General features: G+C 40.8%; 15 protein-coding genes. 10 read left to right on the forward strand and 5 right to left on the reverse strand.

The window, feature by feature from the left end:
* The first annotated feature begins 125 nt into the window (after positions 1-125).
* The 7 genes from K8B83_RS08145 (at position 126) to deoD (ending at position 8,195) form a co-directional block, all read left to right on the forward strand.
* Positions 126-887, forward strand: coding sequence for a TatD family hydrolase (locus K8B83_RS08145; protein WP_188738640.1), 762 nt, complete (start codon positions 126-128; stop codon positions 885-887).
* Between the two features lie 177 nt (positions 888-1,064).
* Positions 1,065-2,324 carry a NupC/NupG family nucleoside CNT transporter gene (locus K8B83_RS08150; RefSeq protein ID WP_188738642.1) on the forward strand — a complete coding sequence of 420 codons (1,260 nt, stop codon included), beginning with the start codon at positions 1,065-1,067 and terminating at the stop codon, positions 2,322-2,324.
* Positions 2,325-2,684: 360 nt separating this feature from the next.
* A complete protein-coding gene (locus tag K8B83_RS08155; RefSeq protein ID WP_059746464.1) occupies positions 2,685-3,524 on the forward strand; it encodes a nucleoside-specific channel-forming Tsx family protein in 840 nt (279 codons plus the stop codon).
* 378 nt (positions 3,525-3,902) lie between these two features.
* Entirely contained in the window at positions 3,903-4,676 is a 774-nt protein-coding gene (deoC, locus tag K8B83_RS08160) for a deoxyribose-phosphate aldolase (protein ID WP_188738644.1), read from the forward strand.
* A gap of 145 nt (positions 4,677-4,821) precedes the next feature.
* Positions 4,822-6,153 carry a thymidine phosphorylase gene (gene deoA / locus K8B83_RS08165; protein ID WP_188738646.1) on the forward strand — a complete coding sequence of 444 codons (1,332 nt, stop codon included), beginning with the start codon at positions 4,822-4,824 and terminating at the stop codon, positions 6,151-6,153.
* A gap of 11 nt (positions 6,154-6,164) precedes the next feature.
* Positions 6,165-7,382: a phosphopentomutase gene (locus tag K8B83_RS08170; protein ID WP_188738648.1), complete on the forward strand. Its 1,218-nt coding sequence runs from the start codon at positions 6,165-6,167 to the stop codon at positions 7,380-7,382.
* A gap of 102 nt (positions 7,383-7,484) precedes the next feature.
* Positions 7,485-8,195, forward strand: a complete 711-nt coding sequence (deoD, locus tag K8B83_RS08175) for a purine-nucleoside phosphorylase (RefSeq protein WP_188738650.1) — start codon at positions 7,485-7,487, stop codon at positions 8,193-8,195.
* 358 nt (positions 8,196-8,553) lie between these two features.
* On the opposite strand, the gene K8B83_RS08180 is transcribed toward deoD, so the two are convergent.
* Positions 8,554-9,237 (reverse strand): AhpA/YtjB family protein, encoded by a 684-nt coding sequence (locus K8B83_RS08180; protein ID WP_188738652.1) that lies wholly within the window; start codon positions 9,235-9,237, stop codon positions 8,554-8,556.
* A 163-nt stretch (positions 9,238-9,400) separates the two neighbouring features.
* Here K8B83_RS08180 and serB point away from each other — a divergent pair, with 163 nt between their 5' ends.
* Together serB and K8B83_RS08190 are read left to right on the forward strand one after the other, a co-directional pair.
* Positions 9,401-10,387: a phosphoserine phosphatase SerB gene (gene serB, locus K8B83_RS08185; protein ID WP_188738800.1), complete on the forward strand. Its 987-nt coding sequence runs from the start codon at positions 9,401-9,403 to the stop codon at positions 10,385-10,387.
* Between the two features lie 164 nt (positions 10,388-10,551).
* Positions 10,552-11,460, forward strand: a complete 909-nt coding sequence (locus K8B83_RS08190; protein ID WP_188738654.1) for an alpha/beta fold hydrolase — start codon at positions 10,552-10,554, stop codon at positions 11,458-11,460.
* Between the two features lie 25 nt (positions 11,461-11,485).
* On the opposite strand, the gene K8B83_RS08195 is transcribed toward K8B83_RS08190, so the two are convergent.
* Entirely contained in the window at positions 11,486-13,879 is a 2,394-nt protein-coding gene (locus K8B83_RS08195) for a PilZ domain-containing protein (protein WP_188738656.1), read from the reverse strand.
* A 377-nt stretch (positions 13,880-14,256) separates the two neighbouring features.
* On the opposite strand from K8B83_RS08195, the gene radA reads away from it, so the two are divergent.
* Entirely contained in the window at positions 14,257-15,636 is a 1,380-nt protein-coding gene (radA, locus tag K8B83_RS08200; RefSeq protein ID WP_188738658.1) for a DNA repair protein RadA, read from the forward strand.
* Positions 15,637-15,871: 235 nt separating this feature from the next.
* Here the strand turns inward: radA and K8B83_RS08205 are convergent, their stop codons facing one another.
* The 3 genes from K8B83_RS08205 to K8B83_RS08215 form a co-directional block, all read right to left on the reverse strand.
* Entirely contained in the window at positions 15,872-16,237 is a 366-nt protein-coding gene (locus K8B83_RS08205; RefSeq protein ID WP_188738660.1) for a PilZ domain-containing protein, read from the reverse strand.
* Positions 16,238-16,403: 166 nt separating this feature from the next.
* Positions 16,404-17,756, reverse strand: a complete 1,353-nt coding sequence (locus K8B83_RS08210) for a YjiH family protein (protein ID WP_188738662.1) — start codon at positions 17,754-17,756, stop codon at positions 16,404-16,406.
* Between the two features lie 391 nt (positions 17,757-18,147).
* On the reverse strand, positions 18,148-19,059 hold the full coding sequence (locus tag K8B83_RS08215; RefSeq protein WP_188738664.1) for a U32 family peptidase: 912 nt from the start codon (positions 19,057-19,059) through the stop codon (positions 18,148-18,150).
* Between the last annotated feature and the right edge of the window lie 3 nt (positions 19,060-19,062).

Consider the following 19,062-nt stretch of genomic DNA (forward strand, 5'->3'; position numbering starts at 1 on the left):
ACTTATAGAATATTGACAAGATTTGCACGGTTCAATGTTCGATTCATTTCTATTTAAAGCTGCGCTTATCGTGCCAATGTATTTTGTGCTAGTTTAGCGCTAATCATAATAATAGTAGATGCAATATGATCGATACCCACGCACATCTGGATATGGCTGATTTTGATCAGGACCGAGACGAGCTTGTTGCTGAAATGAGCAAACAGGGCATTTCATCTGTGATTATCCCTGGCGTTGCTGCTGATAAATGGCAGCATCAATTAGACATCGCCGATAAATATCAATGGTATTTCGCCCTTGGGATCCATCCTTGGTATGTGCCAGATGAGATTGACCGAGCTATTGTTCTGCTTGACGCTATGTTGCAACAATATAGGGAAAATAAGCGTTTGGTGGCAGTTGGAGAGTGTGGTTTAGATAAATTACACTCTTGGTCAAATAAACAATTGTTGTTATTAGAAAAACAATTACACCTAGCGCAAACTTACCAATTACCTGTCATTTTACATGCGGTGAAAGCTCATCAAGAATTAATCACTCTTCTGAAACGATGTAGGCTAGAGCGTGGCGGGGTAATACATGGTTTTTATGGTAATCGGCAAATTGCCGAGCAATATATAGATCTCGGCTTTAAATTAGGCGTTGGTGGATTATTGCTCAATCCTAGTGCGAAAAAGCTTCGCCAAGCAGTGACCGAATTACCATTGGAACACTTTTTATTGGAAACCGATTCGCCCAGTATGAGCCCTTTTGATCAACCTAAAACACGTAATACCCCACTAATATTAAGTCGAATTGTGTCCGAAATCTCATTTTTAAAGAAAAATGAGACTGTCTGTATATTAGAACAGTTTAATAAAAATACTGTGCAACTGTTTGAGCTTTAATTGTTTTTTTTGAAACGAGTTGCGTAATGTTGAGTTTTATTGCTTAAGAGATTGAAATTAAACTCTAAAAAGTTGATCAAAACGACGCTTTTCGTTTCACGCTCAGTTATAATCATCAACGGAAATTAGGTGAGTTAACAACATTCAAAAAAACTGTTAACAAAAGGGTGATGATTAATGGATATTTTAATGAGTTTAGTAGGGGTGGTCGTCCTACTTGCGATAGGTTTTTTACTATCAACTAACAAAAAAGCAATTAATGTACGTACCGTTGGTGGTGCTTTAGCTATTCAAGCATTCTTCGCTGGTTTCGTATTATATGTTCCAATCGGTAAAGATATTCTGAAAGGTGTATCTGACGCTGTATCAAGTGTGATTAGTTACGCACAAAGTGGTATCAGCTTCTTATTTGGTGATTTAGCTAACTTCAAAGTTGGTTTTATTTTCGCCATTAACGTATTACCCGTCATTGTATTCTTCTCTTCTTTAATTGCAGTGCTTTACTACTTAGGCATCATGCAGTGGATCATCCGTATTATCGGTGGTGGTTTACAAAAAGCATTAGGTACAAGCCGTACTGAGTCTATGTCTGCAACCGCAAACATCTTCGTTGGTCAAACTGAAGCGCCTTTAGTTGTTCGTCCATTTATTGCGACAATGACTCAATCTGAACTATTCGCCATTATGGTGGGTGGTCTTGCTTCTATTGCAGGTTCTGTATTAGCCGGTTACGCGCAAATGGGTGTTCCTATTGAATACTTAGTTGCAGCGTCATTCATGGCGGCACCAGGTGGTCTATTAATGGCTAAACTGATGCACCCTGAAACTGAAACCGCTATCAACGAAATGGATGACTTACCAGAAGACCCAGATAAACCAGCTAACGTATTAGACGCTGCTGCTGGCGGTGCTTCATCTGGTATGAGCCTAGCCATTAACGTTGGTGCAATGTTGATCGCATTCGTAGGCTTAATCGCTATGATCAACGGTATCATCGGTGGTGTAACAGGTTGGTTTGGTTTAGAGGGTATCACTCTAGAACTTATCCTTGGTTACATTTTCATGCCTTTAGCTTTCTTAATCGGTGTACCTTGGAACGAAGCATTAGTTGCTGGTTCTTTCATCGGTCAAAAGATTGTTGTTAACGAATTCGTTGCCTACTTGAACTTTGCTCCATACCTAAAAGATATTGCCGATGGCGGTGTGTTAGTTGAAGCAACTCAAGCTGTCATGACAGATCGTACTAAAGCGATTATCTCTTTCGCATTGTGTGGATTCGCTAACTTATCTTCTATTGCAATCTTACTTGGTGGTTTAGGTGCTATGGCTCCTTCACGTCGCCATGACCTTGCAAAATTAGGTATCCGTGCTGTTATCGCTGGTTCATTAGCTAACTTAATGAGCGCGACATTAGCCGGTCTATTCTTAGCTATCTAAGTTAAGAGTTAATCTAGAGGGTAAAACCTCAATCACTGGGTCTTTAGTGAGTCAATGTTAAAGGCCCAGTTTGTAAGACGTTGTTATTGATTTTTGTGTTAATCCACCATTTCCGATGCGAAGTTATAGGCTAGTTGAATACTGTACAAAGAGGATGTATTAAAGCCGCTGCTCAGTATTCATCAGTTTGTTTGTTAATAATGTGTAGACAAAAAGTCGCGACATTGTTCACAAAAAAGAATTTTGTATTCGTTTTTTATCGATTAAATATTGAGATTTATATCAGTAACGGTAAAATACGAATGATTAAAAAGAAGTGCTATCCAAGAAGATAGTTAAATAATATACATGGGGTTGATGATGAAAAATGTAAAAATGTTAGCTTTAGCGGGTGCAACAGTTGCTGCTATTTCTGGTAATACTTTCGCGGCAGATCGTACAGATCTTCACGCTACTGATTATAAATGGTTGCAGTTTAATGCGATGTATTCTATCGGTGAAAAGCCTGATAACCCAGCATCTGGCGATCAACATAACTACTTAGAAATGGAGTTTGGTGGTCGTTCTGGTGTTGTTGATCTTTATGGTTATGTTGATGTGTTCAACTTAGCAAATGAATCTACTGACAATGGTGACAAAAACCCAGGTTCAGGCACTAGTAAAATATTCATGAAGTTCAATCCTCGTTTCTCTATCGATGCGATTACTGGTAAAGATTTATCTTTTGGCCCAATCCAAGAAGTATATTTCTCAACTTTGTTCAACTGGGATGGTCTTAACGGCGAAGGCGTTAACTCTACATTCTGGGGTGTTGGTGCAGACGTAAACGTACCTTGGTTAGGCAAGACTGGTATGAACCTTTATGGTTACTACGACATGAACGCTAAAGAGTGGAACGGTTATCAGTTCTCAGCTAACTGGTTCAAGCCTTTCTACTTCTTCGACAACAAGAGCTTCTTATCATTCCAAGGTTATATCGATTACCAATTTGGTGCTGACGAAGACGACAACATGTTCGTTCCTAAGACTTCAAGCGGTGGTAACATCTTCTTTGGTCTATACTGGCATTCAGATCGTTACGCGCTTGGTTATGGCTTAAAAGGCTTCAAAGACGTATACCTACTTGAAGATGAAGGCGGATTGGTTGGCCTAGAATCTACTGGTTGGTCACATTACCTATCTGCAACTTACAAGTTCTAAGATTGGTATAGTGAATCTGTTGGAGCCGCATTTGCGGCTCCATATTTTATAATAAAAGTAACATCGAACTTTCATTTAAAATCATTGTCTAACAAGAGTGTTTTTATATAAAAGTTTGTACTCTACAAAGTTTTATTTTTACGCGCTAAAAAGGATTTTTCGCGGAACAGTTGAAACAAATATCTTTGTTTTATCTTTTCCGGTCTTCAAGGATTCAAGTCGTGGTACTCGTTATCAGATTGAATACTTAGGTTAGTAAATAGCAGCAAGATTTACTGGCAATACTGAAGGCCCGGCCATAATTATAATCATATAGCCAGCTATAGTGTTGCCTGAACAAAATTTATCGACTTTGATTTTTCGTTTCGGAGAGCAATTATGACTGATTTAAAAAAAGCGGCGCAACTTGGCATTTCATTAATGGATTTAACGACGTTAAATGATGATGATACCGACCAAAAAGTGATTGAGTTATGCCACAAAGCTAAATCTGCTGCGGGTAATACTGCCGCAATCTGTATTTATCCTCGTTTTATTCCTATTGCACGTAAAACATTAAATGAACTTGATTGTGAAGACATCAAAATCGCCACAGTAACCAACTTCCCACATGGTAATGACGATATTGCTATCGCAGTATTAGAAACCCGTGCAGCTGTTGCTTACGGTGCTGATGAAGTGGATGTGGTATTTCCATACCGTGCATTAATGGAAGGTAATGAGACCGTTGGTTTCGAACTCGTGAAAGCCTGTAAAGAAGAGTGCGGTGAAGACGCAATTTTAAAAGTGATTATCGAATCTGGTGAATTAAAAGATCCTGCATTAATCCGTAAGGCATCAGAAATTTCAATTGATGCTGGCGCTGATTTTATCAAAACATCTACGGGTAAAGTGCCAGTTAATGCGACGCTAGAAGCTGCTGAAATTATGCTAACTGTCATCAGTGAGAAAAACCGTAACATCGGTTTTAAACCAGCAGGCGGCGTACGTGATGCTGCTCAAACAGCAGAGTTTTTAGGCTTAGCGGCGCGTATTTTAGGTGACGACTGGGTTACACCACAAACATTCCGTTTTGGTGCATCAAGCTTGTTAAACAGCTTGTTGCACACGCTAGAATTGACTGAAGCGCCAAAAGCAACTTCTGGTTACTAATGGCAATAGCCTAGCAGAGCTCTGTTAGGCTTTATTTTCACTTTAGGTGGCGTATTACGCGTCATCTAAAGACACTATCATACGATAGTATTCCTATATTAATGGCGATCCTAAAGGTGATGGGTTGCCTAAAAGGGGACGTATTATGTTTCTTGCTCAAGAAATCATTCGTAAAAAACGCAATGGCGAAGCGCTAAGCACAGCCGAAATTCAATTTTTTGTTAACGGAATCACCCACAATACAGTATCAGAAGGGCAAATTGCTGCTTTTGGTATGGCGGTTTATTTTCAAGACATGAATATGGATGAGCGTATTGCATTGACTAGTGCCATGCGTGATTCTGGCACGGTTTTAAATTGGGATGCATTGCGTGTAAACGGTCCTATTATCGATAAGCACAGTACCGGTGGTGTAGGTGATGTTATCAGCCTAATGCTTGGCCCTATGGCTGCTGCGTGCGGTGGTTATGTGCCGATGATTTCTGGACGTGGTTTAGGCCATACCGGTGGTACACTTGATAAATTTGATGCCATTCCTGGGTATCAAACCGAACCTTCGAGTGAGCTTTTCCGCAAAGTCGTTAAAGAGGCTGGAGTAGCCATTATCGGTCAAACTGGCGATTTAGTGCCTGCAGATAAACGTTTTTATTCTATTCGTGATAACACGGCAACTGTTGAGTCTATTGGGCTTATTACCGCTTCAATTTTATCGAAAAAACTGGCAGCTGGTCTTGATGCGTTAGCTATGGATGTCAAAGTGGGTAGTGGCGCGTTTATGCCAACTTATGAAGCATCAGAAGAATTAGCCCGCAGTATTACTGCAGTTGCCAACGGTGCAGGCACTAAAACCACAGCGTTATTAACTGACATGAACCAAGTGTTGGCATCTTGTGCCGGTAATGCTGTTGAAGTGCGTGAAGCTATCCAGTTTTTAACCGGTCAATACCGTAACCCACGTTTATACGCTGTCACCATGGGATTATGTGCAGAAATGCTTATTTTGGGCGGTATTGCACAGAATGAAACCGATGCGCGTAATAAACTAAACGCTGTATTAGATAATGGTAAAGCGGCAGAGGCATTTGCTAAAATGGTCTCTGGTTTAGGCGGTCCTACCGATTTTGTTGAGGCATATGATAAGTATTTACCTCACGCGAAAATCATTCGCCCTGTTTATGCCAATACTTCCGGCTTTGCTTACCAAATGGATACCCGTGAGCTTGGTTTAGCTGTAGTTACCTTAGGCGGTGGTCGCCGTAAGCCTGGTGACGCACTCGATTACAGTGTCGGATTAACTCAAGTTTGCGCATTGGGTCAAGAAGTTAACAAAGATGTACCGTTAGCCATGATCCATGCTCAGTCTGAAGACGCCTTTGCTGAAGCTGCAGCTGCAGTGCAACAGGCTATTGTAGTGAGAGATAGCGCGCCAGAAAAGACGCCAGAAATTTATCGCTATATTCGCGCTTCAGATTTATAAAGGAAAACATAATGAAACGTACTTTTATCTTAATGCTAGACTCATTTGGTCTTGGCGCTGCAACCGATGCTGAGAAATTTGGTGATGTCGGTTCTGATACCTTTGGCCATATTGCTCAAGCATGTGCAGAAGGTAAAGCCGATATTGGTCGTCAAGGTCTGCTAAAACTTCCTAACTTAGCAAAGTTAGGTTTAGGCCATGCGGGATTTGAAAGCACAGGTAAATTTGCTGATGGTTTCAGTGATGATGTTGAAGTGATTGGTGCTTATGGCCATGCCGACGAGCTGAGCTCAGGTAAAGACACTCCAAGCGGTCACTGGGAAATGGCGGGTGTTCCTGTGCTATATGATTGGGGTTACTTCAGTGATTTAACCAACTCCTTTCCTAAAGAATTGACAGATAAAATTCTTAAACGTGCAGGCTTAGATGGCTTTTTGGGCAATTGTCATGCGTCGGGTACTCAAATCCTTGAAGAATTGGGTGAAGAGCACATGAAAACGGGTAAGCCTATTTTCTATACTTCTGCTGACTCAGTATTTCAAGTGGCTTGCCATGAAGAAACATTCGGTTTAGAGAATCTGTACAATTTATGCAAAATTGCCCGCGAAGAGCTTGAACCATACAACATTGGTCGTGTTATCGCGCGTCCATTTGTGGGCACAGGCCCAGCTGATTTTGCTCGCACAGGTAATCGACACGATTATGCTGTACTTCCTCCTGCGCCGACGGTGCTTGATAAGATGAAAGCGGCCGGTGGTGAAGTGGTCAGTATTGGTAAAATTGCTGATATTTATGCTCATAGTGGCATTACTCAGCAGTTTAAAGCTACTGGTCTTGAGGAGCTATTTGACGAAACTTTAGCGCAGATAAAACGCGCGGGTGATAACACTATCGTATTCACAAATTTTGTTGATTTTGACTCTCATTATGGCCACCGTCGTGACACTGCCGGTTATGCTAAAGCACTTGAGTATTTCGATTCTCGTTTGCCTGAGCTTTTTGCCATATTACAGCCAGATGATTTAGTGGTGTTTACCGCTGATCATGGTTGCGACCCAACATGGGTAGGTACTGAGCATACTCGTGAGCGTGTACCGGTTCTGGCTTATGGAGCAGGTTTACCGGCAGGATCGTTAGGTCGCCGTCAGTCTTTTGCTGATATTGGTCAGTCAATTGCGAGTTATTTTAAGTTAGAACCTATGAGTTATGGCGAATCTTTTATTAATTAGTCACATTTTCAAACGACGGTTCTATATAAAAGTTAATGCTTTTGCTAAACTGCACACATTATTAAGCAAGACCAAATAAAATAGAAACATAGGGGTTATATCATGGCTACACCACATATTAATGCTGTTGAAGGTGCGTTTGCTGAAACAGTGCTTTTCCCTGGCGATCCATTACGTGCTAAGTACATAGCTGAAACATTTTTAGAAAATGTTGAGCAAGTGACTGATGTGCGTAACATGCTAGGTTTTACAGGAACTTACAAAGGTAAGCGTATTTCGGTAATGGGTTCAGGTATGGGTATTCCATCTTGTTCGATTTATGCTCACGAACTTATTAAAGATTATGGTGTTAAAAACTTAATCCGTGTAGGAACTTGTGGCGCAATTAGCACTGATGTAAAAGTACGTGACGTGATCATTGGTATGGGTGCATGTACTGACTCTAAAGTGAACCGCTTACGCTTTAAAGATAACGATTTTGCAGCTATTGCTGACTTTAGCTTACTGAGCGCAGTGGTTGACTCTGCTAAAACTCACGGCACTAAAATCCGTGTAGGTAACGTTTTCTCTGCTGATTTATTTTACACACCAGATCCACAAATGTTTGACGTGATGGAAAAAATGGGTGTACTAGGCGTTGAGATGGAAGCGGCTGGTTTATACGGTGTTGCGCACGAATTAGGTGCTAAAGCATTATGTGTTGTGACTGTATCTGACCATATCCGTACGGGTGAAAAAACCACATCTGATGAGCGTCAAACGACTTTCAATGACATGATTATCATGACTTTGGATGCAGCGTTAACACTGTAAACTATAAATAGTACGATAATCAGTACTGTTTAACACTATCATACAGATGATGATTAAAAGGGACGCCAAAAAGCGTCCCTTTTATATTTTGTGTTATACCATTTCCATTAATTATGTGACCAATCAGAGTCGCTCAGACTGTTCAGTTTGAGGCGCATTGTTGAAATAATGGTTATTCCCTTCTAAAGCAATGCAACAAAGAAATGGACTGTCTGAGCGTCTCCTACAAGGCGGGTTTCTGTGCCTTCTATGCTGCTTAATAGTATTTTGACGTAGAGCAACTATGCCTACAATCCTATTACTTGCCTAGAAGGCACTGAATTCCCGCTGAATGACCAGATAATTAGTGGAATTGGTATTAGTTTTTATCTTCTTTTTCGTCTTTATCTTCTGCTTTTTCACTGCCTGACACTAACGCGATCCTTTTAGGCTTTTTACGTAACTTTGCTTGCGATTTTCTGCGATCAAAATCGGCACGTTTAAAGGATAATGCACGTGACAGTAATAAACCGATGAAACCAGCAACAATTAACATCATCTGCTGTAATTCCATGTTTTGTTCATGCAACACTTTAATTTCATCAAAAAAGATATCAAGGTTTAGCCGAACTTCTACATAACCTAGGTTGTTGTCATCTTGAATCACATTTTCGATTAAAGGAGGGTATGGCTTTAATAAGCCCTTTAACGCGTCTGAATCGGCTTCTAAGTCTTCAAAAGACACGCTTTGAGCAAAAGCCAGTCTTACCCCTTGAGAATTATATATGTTAACTGACATCACTTTAGGATCAGCGGCTAATGCAGACGCTAACCATTGAAGTTGCTCATCATTTTGTAAATACATTGCTGGTGCTGCACCATTTGCTGCTTGTTGAGCCAGTAAACGTGCCATCACTTTAGTTTGTGAGTTAAGCAAGTTTTGGCCATTTCTAAGGCTAGCTTGCCATAAATGTATAAGACCAAAAATGAGCGAAATCGCGATAACAATTTGTATTATCCGGCTAAATTTTTGTCTTTTCTTAAGACCTTTAACAAAAATCACTTTAATCCTCAGTGTTTTTTCTATTTAATTGGATGCTGATTTAGGGTGATCGTTGTAACTAGGTAACACTCAGCGGTAGTCCAATAACAGAGAATCATCAAAAAGCTATACTAATCGAAAAATTTGTCAGTAGATAGTCGGAACATACTAAGAGGCCGTATTGATGCAACAACAAGGTGAAAATGTTTTACTAAATTGGTTATTTTCAGAGGCTTGTGAGACTTATCAGCATCAGGGCCGTGTGTTATATCGTTATGAAGAGCCTGAGTACCCAATAAGTTTGCAATCTGATTTACCCTACCGTTGTCGGGTTATCTTTTCCTCACATTGTTCTGCTGATATTGAAGCTTGGCTGTGTTCCATTTCAATCAATATGCATATTGCGCAGCTTAAACGGCAAAATGATTTGTTAGGATTTGAGTTGTCAGCTCAAGTCGCAATTGATGAGTGGATAGCTGCTTTTCCGCAAAATATTGCCGCTGAGATAGTACTTATCCAGCAGCCTTTGGCACGTTTGAATCATCCGGGGTTATTAGTGATGGACATGGATTCAACCGCCATTCAAATAGAGTGTATTGACGAGCTTGCTGCAATGGCCGGTGTCGGTGATGAAGTTGCAGCCGTAACAGCCAGTGCCATGCGAGGCGAATTAGATTTTGAGCAATCGTTAAGGCAGCGAGTGGCTAAGTTAGCAGGAGCAGACGCTGCAATTATTAAGCAATTATGCGACGGCTTACCTTTAATGCCCGGTATAGAATCTATGGTTGCAGAGCTTAAAGCCCACCAATGGAAACTTGTGGTTGCATCAGGCGGATTTATTCCGTTTGTAGAGCATCTAAAGCACTTGCTAGGGTTAGATGCAGCCTATGCGAATGAGTTAGTGGTTATCAACGGTAAATTGACTGGCGAAGTCACTGGAGAGGTTGTTGATGCACAATACAAAGCCAATGTCATTGAGCGCTCGGCGCTGCAATGGGGCATTGCGTCAGGACAACGTGTTGCTATAGGTGATGGCGCCAATGATATTCCTATGATCCAAGCTGCTGATTTAGGATTGGCGTTTCATGCTAAGCCCAAGCTTGTTGCTGCTGCAGATGCAGCTATCGATCGTCTTGATTTACGCGCGCTAGTATTTTGCTTGCAGGCTTAATTGTTGCGATCAGACCTATGGGTGTGGCTGGATTAAGACTTTGACGTTAGATTTTGTCATGTTTTTGGTAGCCCAACATAACACTTAAGTTTTTGCTCTAATTTGTTTGTATTTGTTGGCAGTAATGATAGTTTAGTTTTAAATTTCTATTATTTCTGCCAACTGTGAACACTGATATTCAACAAGATTCGCTTTTTATTCCTTATCGTGACGGTCGTTTACACATAAGGCATATTGCTCCTACTACTGCCAATGGCGCCAATATTCCCATTTTAATGTTACATGGTGCCATGTCCAATGGCCGTGTTTTTTACAGTGACTCAGGTCGAGGGCTTGCTTGTTTTTTAGCCCGGGCTGGTTTTGATGTCTATGTGATGGATACTGCCGGTCGCGGGTTAAGTGAGCCGAAAATTCACCGTGATTTTGCGTTAGGTCAAGGGGAGGTCATTCGGGAACAGTTACCTTTGGTGCACCAGTTTATCTTGCAGCGTCATCCATTAGTAAGTCAGGTGCATTGGTGCGCACACTCATGGGGCGGTGTGCTAATGGCCAGTAGCTTGACGCGCTTTAGCCAGTTACAACACAGTGTCGCCTCCTTGTTAACTTTTGGTTCTAAACGTACGATAAAAGTACGCTCGTTTAGAAAGTGGCTCATGGTCGATTTTTTTTGGAATCGTCTAGCGCCATTTTTGGTATCAAGACAAGGGTATTTAGATGCCCATCGTCTTCGTGTCGGAATGGATAATGAAAGCCGCGCCTCGTTATTGCAAACCATTGATTGGGTTCGGGGAGACTGGGTTGATCATGATGATGAATTTGATTATGGTCACGCTGCCACTAATACTCAATGGCCAATCAGTTGGTTTATTGCCGGTAAAAATGACCGTGTGCTAGGTAATCCATCTGATGTGCGTGACATGATTGCTGAATGCGGCATAGGTAAAGTGAAGTATACGCTTTTGTCTAAAGAGCAAGGTAACCTATTTGATTATGACCATGCTGGCATGTTAACCAATAAACAAGCTGAACAAGATCATTTTGTTGCGATTAAAAACTGGTATTTAGCCTTGTAAGCTAAGTTGTTATCCAGCGTTCAGGTTACTTAGGTTTGTCGACCATGAGAAGGCTGGGATAACGAATTTCCACTTCGGCAGTAATATCCAGTAACTCACCTGAACCGATAACTTTCCAAAGCTGCTCTTCGAGCTGTTTTGCTCGATGGTTTGCATGAATATGAATGTATTCTAGTTCACGTCGAATGTAACTCATGTCGGGCTTATCTGTGGCACCACGATAGACTCTTAATGCCATAAATCGGCCTACTTTTTTACTTTGTTCAATAAAGGCTATTTGATTGTCTCTACCGCCTAATTCCGATTTGAGTATGCACTTTATTTGCACTGTGCCCCTTGGTTGGCGTACCAATTGGATAAATACTTCAAAAAAATCCATATCATGGCTGGGTTTCATTGATTTTATGGGGTCAATGATTTGTTGTTTTAACACATTATTATCTAACAAAGGCATTAAGTTGTATTGCAACACTTGATCTGTGTCTTGTGCGAACAAATGGCTTATTTCATCTGTGGTTGTGCCAATACCAATGCACGCCATTTGGGCTGATTTGACTGTTTTTTCTATAAAATAAGGCACGCCGGGCAATTGGCGCATAAATAGGTTCTTTAGGCCATCAGCCAGTTCTTTGAGTTGACCTTCGTTGTCAGATAATTGCTCTAGCTTTTGTTTGTTGTGGGCGATAAGTTTATTTAAAAACTCGACCCCTTCATGGGGGGAGTGTCCAACTAATGCACTTAAGTGTAATGTGAGGCCGTTCATGCGGCTGCGGATCAGTTGGTATGGCAAATTTGATAAGTTGGTTTTGCCAGCAGCGGCCTGAAGCCTTGGAAAGGATAACGTAACTTGAGCTGGCTCTGTAAAATCAACTGCGTGCTCCAGTATCAGTTGTAATCCTCGGCTAGAGATATCATGAGTAATACCTGTGGCTGTTTTATCGCCTTGCTGGATGACTACTGTGGTTTTAAAGGCAAATCGTGCCTCATGACGACGTTCACTAAATGGCATCGACACTTTTTTAATGCTGTGGTTTTTTACTTTGGCTTGAGCAAAAATTTTTAGTCCATTGACGTCTTCTTTGTTAAACCATTGCTGGTAATCTCGGCGAACTTCTTCATTGGTTAAATCAATAAGCTGTAAAATATGACTGAACTGGGCGAGTTGCTGCTCTGTTAATGCACTATAACGAGCATCATCGCCCGGGAGTGTTGAGGTTTTATAGTTTTTATTATGATCAATAGGTTGAGCAATTAATTTAAAAACCCGCCAACTGGCTTTAGTTGCAGCAAATCCAAGAAATAAATTGAGGTTTTTGGTGGCTTTTAACTCGGCTAATGTCGCTGAATAATAGTGCAGCTTACCTTGTGCATTATGGGTAAAACTAAAGAGCAGATTATGATCCGTGTCTGCGTTATTTTTGAGGAGCTGAGTCAGACGTCGAGTATTGATAAAGCTGGGTAATTGGCTGACGTGATTTTCATCTTGAAAGTAGTGTTGTATTGGTTGGTTGCCGCGACCAAGCAATTCGTAGCTAATGTGTGGTACATCGTCTTTGAGTGTGACATATAAGGGTAAATGTGTAAGCAATGGCAAGTAATGGCGTTCATATCCTAGGCCAGTTGCGGTAACAATGACATCGTTTACATCGACTTTATAGCGAAATTTATAACTTCGTATAACTTTGGTTAGCAGTTTGTCTAACGCATCACCACCACTTAACCGTTTAAGCCTTAAAATTGCGTGGCCATCTTTGTTTTGTATGTCTACTATTTGATAATCAACTCCATGTTGTAGATCATCAATGTAGAACTCTTCACTGAGCTCAAGCAGTTTGAGTTTAATGGGCTTATCTGGGTCTAAATGATGTTTAACGGGCAGTTTTACTCGTGCACCGCCAACGGAAAGATCCAGGGTCACACCGCTAATTTCATTGAGGTTTGATTGAGTCACAGCAATACGTATGCTGTAATTCATCCGTTCTTCGCAACGGTTAAAATAACTGCCAAGTACAACACCAGGGACTAAATATGGGTTTTCTTGGTTGAGGATGTCTTCTTGTTCAATATTACGCAGCTTTAAGCGGCGTAGTTTGTGCGCTTTTACAACCTGTTCGTAAACCCCTAAGGTGTATTTGTTACGATACAAAGGCAGGGCGTTAATGAGTGATTCTTTTGCTGGTTCGTCCAAAAAGTGCCGCTGGTTGGCAATCACAACTTCTTCACAGGGGAGTTCAGTTTTGTCGCGTAAGTCGATAATACGAGTGCATTGTGATGAAATACGATTAAGCTCCATTTTTAATAAAAAACGGGTTGAATTTGACTCATCAGCAGTCAGCCGCTCAAAAATGTCCTGAAAATCAGGCTCCATCAAGAGTGGTTTTAGTTGTTCAATTAATGCACTGTGGTTATCTAAACTCATTTTTGTTGTTTTTTGTCGTCTATTTAGTGAGTCTTATCGACATAGTATCGGCAAGAAAGTGCTGTTCTTTATGGCATTATTCATTACTAATCCATACTCTGTAAGTTAATATGGTTAGTCTATTTATTAATTAGCAGTTGTTACACGCTAATTAACAATCAGTTTGAACAAGATTGTAACTATTGGCAAGGTTCAAGATAAATATCGTTGTTATTTATCTCATTTTATTAACTTATTTAATCAGCCAACCTTGCTTTTGTCCATTTCCATTGATGTAGAGTAAATCACTGCGTTTTGTTTTAATGTGTTGGTCGATTTATCTAACATCCTCTTTATCGCAAGATGTTGAGTATATAAGTAAAATAGTAGGAAGTAATATGGCTAAAGCTCCAAAAATGGCATTTGTTTGTGACGATTGTGGCATGGATTATCCGCGTTGGCAGGGGCAGTGTCGTTGTGGTGCCTGGAATACCTTGGTTGAGGTTCGTTTAGCGAGTACTAAAACCGTCGCGTCGCGTCCGGCGGTATTAGGGTATGCCGGTGCGTCTGGTGGCGGAGCTAAAAAGCTCAATGATGTTGAGTCCGTTGAGGCTGAAAAAAGATTAACGGGAATTGGTGAGCTTGACAGAGTGCTCAGTGGTGGGCTTACAACGGGCTCTGTGAATATTATTTCAGGCGACCCTGGTGCGGGTAAAACCACATTATTGTCGGATTTAGTTGCACGTATGTCGCAGTCGACAGCATCACTCTATTGTACTGCTGAGGAGTCACTGTCCCAGTTTAAAAATCGAGTAAATCGTTTAAAGCTTAACTATAACGAAGATAATTTATATTTATTATCTGAAACCAGCGTTGAGTCGATAATTGAAGAGCTTGAAGCTAAGCAAATAAAATTTGCGGTTATAGATTCAATTCAGGCAGTGATTACCGATAATGCGAATGGTAGCCCAGGCTCTCCCTCTCAAGTGAAAACCGCAGCGCAAGCATTTACCCAATATTGTAAAAAAAATAACGTTACCATGTTCATTATTGCTCATGTGAATAAAAATAACGAAATCGCAGGGCCGCAAACCTTAGTGCATATTGTTGACGCGTTATTACATATCGATACCAACGATGGTCAAATTCGAACCTTAAGGGCGAATAAAAATCGTTTTGGTGATGTTGATACCGTGGGTATTTTTCGCATGAGCGAGCGCGGTATGCTGAGTGTCGATAACCCCAGCGAGATCTTTTTGTCAGGGTCGACCACTGAGTCGCCAGGTTCTACTATTACCTGTATTCGTAAAGGTAATCGCAATTTATTGCTAGAGATCCAATGTTTAACCACAGAGACGGAGTCAGAATTTCCTCAGCGAGTGTGTGTAGGGTTAAATATGAACCGGATTAAAATGTTGACGGGCATTTTACGCAAACACACAAAGACTAAAATTTTCCATGATACTTTTTTTAATATTGTGGGGGGGTTGAAAATCGATGAGTCTGAAACCTGTATCGATTTGGCATTAGTGACGGCGTTACTGAGCAGTTTAAATGACTTTGTTGTCCCGCGTACCACCTGCATTATGGGGGAGTTAAGTCTTAACGGTGATGTAAGGCCTATCGATAGTGGTGTACCGAGAGTGAAAGAAGCGGCGCAACACGGGTTTACCGAGATTTTTATTCCTTATCGCAATTACCATAAGTCAATGGAAGGCTTAGGAGCTAAAATTACCCCGGTAAAAACCATTCATGAATTACTTGAGTTGATTAATTAATACCGAGCAGCAAAAGAATGTACTCATGCTTACTGGTTAATATCGTTTATCACGTCGTTAGACATTTTGAGGATAAAACAACGAGATCGCTGCAATTTCGTCTTATTTTAAGCGATTTTATCTATGCAATTTCTAATCACTTATTTACCCTGATTGTTATCACTCAAGGAAATATAACAAAATGGCAAGCTTAAAAGCTTGCCATTTTTATTGCTGAAAAAGTAACAATTAAACGCTAAGGCGTTGGTGTCACGAGTGAATTAAGCTCACGGTCTAGCAACTCTGCATCGCCTAAATTGAGTTCAATAATACGGCGCAAATGAGTAATACTCTCAAGGTCAATATGCACACAGTTAAGCCCAAGGTGCTCTGGGGTTTTGTGAACAATGGCCGCCTGCATTTGCAGTTCAATGTCTGAGTCTGGCAACACAAATGCTAAGGTGACAATGGTATTAAGTTGCCCGGTGTAACCTGCTGGTAGTTCAACTAAAGCCCCATTGAGACTTAAATCTAAAATTTTTGTGCGCCAAGTTTGTTCGGTTTGCTGAATATAAGCACTAGCAGCAAATAAGATACGAGAAAACTTACGTCTGTCGTCCATGGGGTACCCTTATGAATTTATAATAACGGGATACTGCCCGTTGCCAATGAGTATGTTGTTATGCATTAAGCATACTTGATTTTTATCTTTTTCGCTGGCTTTTTAAACGAAAAAGGAGCGCGTTGCGCTCCTCAGGGGATTTAACCTATCTGTTATGCTGTGAGGCTTATATCAGTAAGTGTCCCATTAATGCGATTACTGGTAATGTTACTAAGGTGCGTAAGATAAATATGACAAAAAGTTCAAAAAAGTTAACCGGAATTTTACTACCAATCAGTAATGCCCCCACTTCGCTCATGTAAATTAATTGGGTCACAGATAATGCCGCTATCACAAAACGGGTTAAATCTGACTCAATAGAGCTGGCTAAAATAGAGGGGATAAACATGTCTGCAAAACCAACAACAATTGTTTTTGATGCGTCGACCGCTTCAGGGATTTGCAATAACTCTAACAACGGAATAAAGGGCATGCCGAGGTAATTAAATAAGGGGGTATGCTCAGCAAGTACCAATGCCACTGTGCCAATGGCCATTACCACAGGGATGACGCCAAAAATCATTTCAACAACGTTTTTGACCCCTTCAACTAAGACATGCTTAACACCGCCAGCTGAAGATGCTCTTTGCATTGCTTGCTCAAAACCCCATGAAAATACCCCATGATTGTTTGGTACGCTTTCATCGTCGTCATGTCGTGGTGTGTTGTCAATGTAGGTGTCTTTTTTCCATGATAATGGCGGAAGCTTAGGTACAATGACTGCTGCCACTAATCCGGCTAAACATACGGTCAGGTAAAATGGCACAAATAAATGTTCAAGTTTGACCTGCGAAATCACCACAAGGCTAAATGTAATTGATACAGCCGAAAATGTTGTGCCAATGACCGCTGCTTCTCTTTCAGTATAAAAACGAGTTTCATACTGCTTATTGGTCATTAAAATACCAACGCTGCCATCTCCTAACCATGAAGCCATACAATCGATTGCGCTGCGACCCGGAAGGTTGAATATGGGGCGCATTACTTTGGTCAACAAGGTGCCAAAAAATTCAAGTAAGCCGAAATTTAAAAGAAGTGGTAATAGCATTCCGGCAAAAATAAATACTGAAAATAACACTGGGACTAGGTCATTGAGTACCAGTCCTCCGGTTGCAGACGACGTGATCATCTCAGGGCCGACTTGCAAGTAAACCATGACAATAAATACTGCGCCCAAAATCCGGGTGACCAGCCAGAATAAATTCACTTTTAACAAGGTGCGTAAAAAATGATTCTTACGGACAAATTGAGGATTAACTATGCGAGTTAATAAAGACGCTATAGCCATAAATACGACAATACCAGCCACAATTAACTGAATTGAACTGCCCAGACTGGTTTGTAGTGCTTTAGAAATAATCGCAATTGGGATGGTAATTGCACCGTCAACACTGATAGGCGTCATAAACAGTAATAGACCAATCAGTGATGGGACGATAAAGGTAAGAATTGTTTTAATGTTATGTTGTTTGTGTGTCACGTTAAATACACCTTACGTATGTGCTTTAAAGTGGGCTTAAAGGGCAAGACCACTGTTGTAGATGGACGCTAAATGAATGTCCATTCAATTGTGCTTTTTAGGGAGGCAAGGTTACCTCCTTATTTGCAGTATGTAAAATGATTACTTAAACGAATAGATATTTGTTAAATGTGGGTAGATATACGCATTTGGATTTTTAATGACTAGATGGATAAACGTCAAATTAATCATTGTGTTGCGCTTCTGTTATTGGGTTGTTTTCTAGTTGTTTTTGAATTGTTTTTTTACTCAACAGTAAGATTAAATGGTTCAGCATTATGGCCTGATCAGCATTGCTGAACCATTGCTCAAATAGATACAAATTAGACGTAACACACACGACTAACGTCGATTAAAATGAGGCGTTATTGGCTTGTGGGTTGTAATCCATTCCCGGTAAACCTAACCAGTAGCCATTACAGTCTTTGGATTGGGTGTTCGTGATAGCAACTTGTGCTAGATCATTGAATTGAGCCTTATTAAGCAAGTTGGTTAAGGTGTCTGCGAGCGCAATATCGGCTAGTTTATTGGGTGAAATCCGCCAGTAATCAACACCCATATTGATCATGGTGGGTATTTGGTTTATCAGATTTACCTGTGCCGCTGATTGAGTTTGAATGCCGTTTAATCTTAATAGAGGTTGTGACTCTTGAGTTTGTGCTAACAAGCCTTTGCTGTGTCGTTGGCAAATGGTTTGGCAACTGTCTTTTGGTAACTGGTAATGCTTGGCAGTAAAACAGCGAGCAGAATGCGCTAATGGCATATATCCGTGTCCTAACACTTCTATTTCGAATGAGGGTTTCGTGTCTGTGTTGATCACTGCTTGCAGCCAATCTTTTGACAGTTCACATGGCATAACAAAGCGGAACATGCCTTTTTGGTGCAATAAATCTAAGCTGGCGCGATTATAGTTGTTAATTGTCGGGCCACACACAAAAGGCACTTTGGCTTGGTGAGCATAATACACGCCGGCCATATCGTTTGCTTCAATACAAAAGTCACCATTATTGATAGCGCGTGTTAATTCATGCAATTCTGATTGCGCTTCGACTAATGCCATGGTCGACAATATCACTTGTTTACCATGAGACTTAAGCATATTGGCTAACGCTAAATAGTCAGAAAATTTTAATTCGCGGCGGCGACTGCATACCGTTTCACCGAGATAAACGGTATCAATATTGCTGGTGGCAACAGCCTGGTAGAAGGTTTCTACGTCGGATTTAGACCAGCAATAACTGATAGGTCCTAGAGATATTTTCATTGT

The organism is Shewanella inventionis (assembly GCF_019931735.1).
Classification (GTDB): Bacteria; Pseudomonadota; Gammaproteobacteria; order Enterobacterales; family Shewanellaceae; genus Shewanella; species Shewanella inventionis.

Excerpts from the sequence above, each read along its gene's own strand:
- K8B83_RS08150 (WP_188738642.1), top strand. The coding sequence starts at position 1,065 with ATGGATATTTTAATGAGTTTAGTAGGGGTGGTCGTCCTACTTGCGATA.
- deoD (WP_188738650.1), top strand. The coding sequence starts at position 7,485 with ATGGCTACACCACATATTAATGCTGTTGAAGGTGCGTTTGCTGAAACA.
- K8B83_RS08215 (WP_188738664.1), bottom strand. The coding sequence starts at position 19,059 with ATGAAAATATCTCTAGGACCTATCAGTTATTGCTGGTCTAAATCCGAC.
- K8B83_RS08145 (WP_188738640.1), top strand. The coding sequence starts at position 126 with ATGATCGATACCCACGCACATCTGGATATGGCTGATTTTGATCAGGAC.
- serB (WP_188738800.1), top strand. The coding sequence starts at position 9,401 with ATGCAACAACAAGGTGAAAATGTTTTACTAAATTGGTTATTTTCAGAG.
- radA (WP_188738658.1), top strand. The coding sequence starts at position 14,257 with ATGGCTAAAGCTCCAAAAATGGCATTTGTTTGTGACGATTGTGGCATG.
- deoA (WP_188738646.1), top strand. The coding sequence starts at position 4,822 with ATGTTTCTTGCTCAAGAAATCATTCGTAAAAAACGCAATGGCGAAGCG.
- K8B83_RS08195 (WP_188738656.1), bottom strand. The coding sequence starts at position 13,879 with ATGAGTTTAGATAACCACAGTGCATTAATTGAACAACTAAAACCACTC.
- K8B83_RS08155 (WP_059746464.1), top strand. The coding sequence starts at position 2,685 with ATGAAAAATGTAAAAATGTTAGCTTTAGCGGGTGCAACAGTTGCTGCT.
- K8B83_RS08205 (WP_188738660.1), bottom strand. The coding sequence starts at position 16,237 with ATGGACGACAGACGTAAGTTTTCTCGTATCTTATTTGCTGCTAGTGCT.
- deoC (WP_188738644.1), top strand. The coding sequence starts at position 3,903 with ATGACTGATTTAAAAAAAGCGGCGCAACTTGGCATTTCATTAATGGAT.
- K8B83_RS08170 (WP_188738648.1), top strand. The coding sequence starts at position 6,165 with ATGAAACGTACTTTTATCTTAATGCTAGACTCATTTGGTCTTGGCGCT.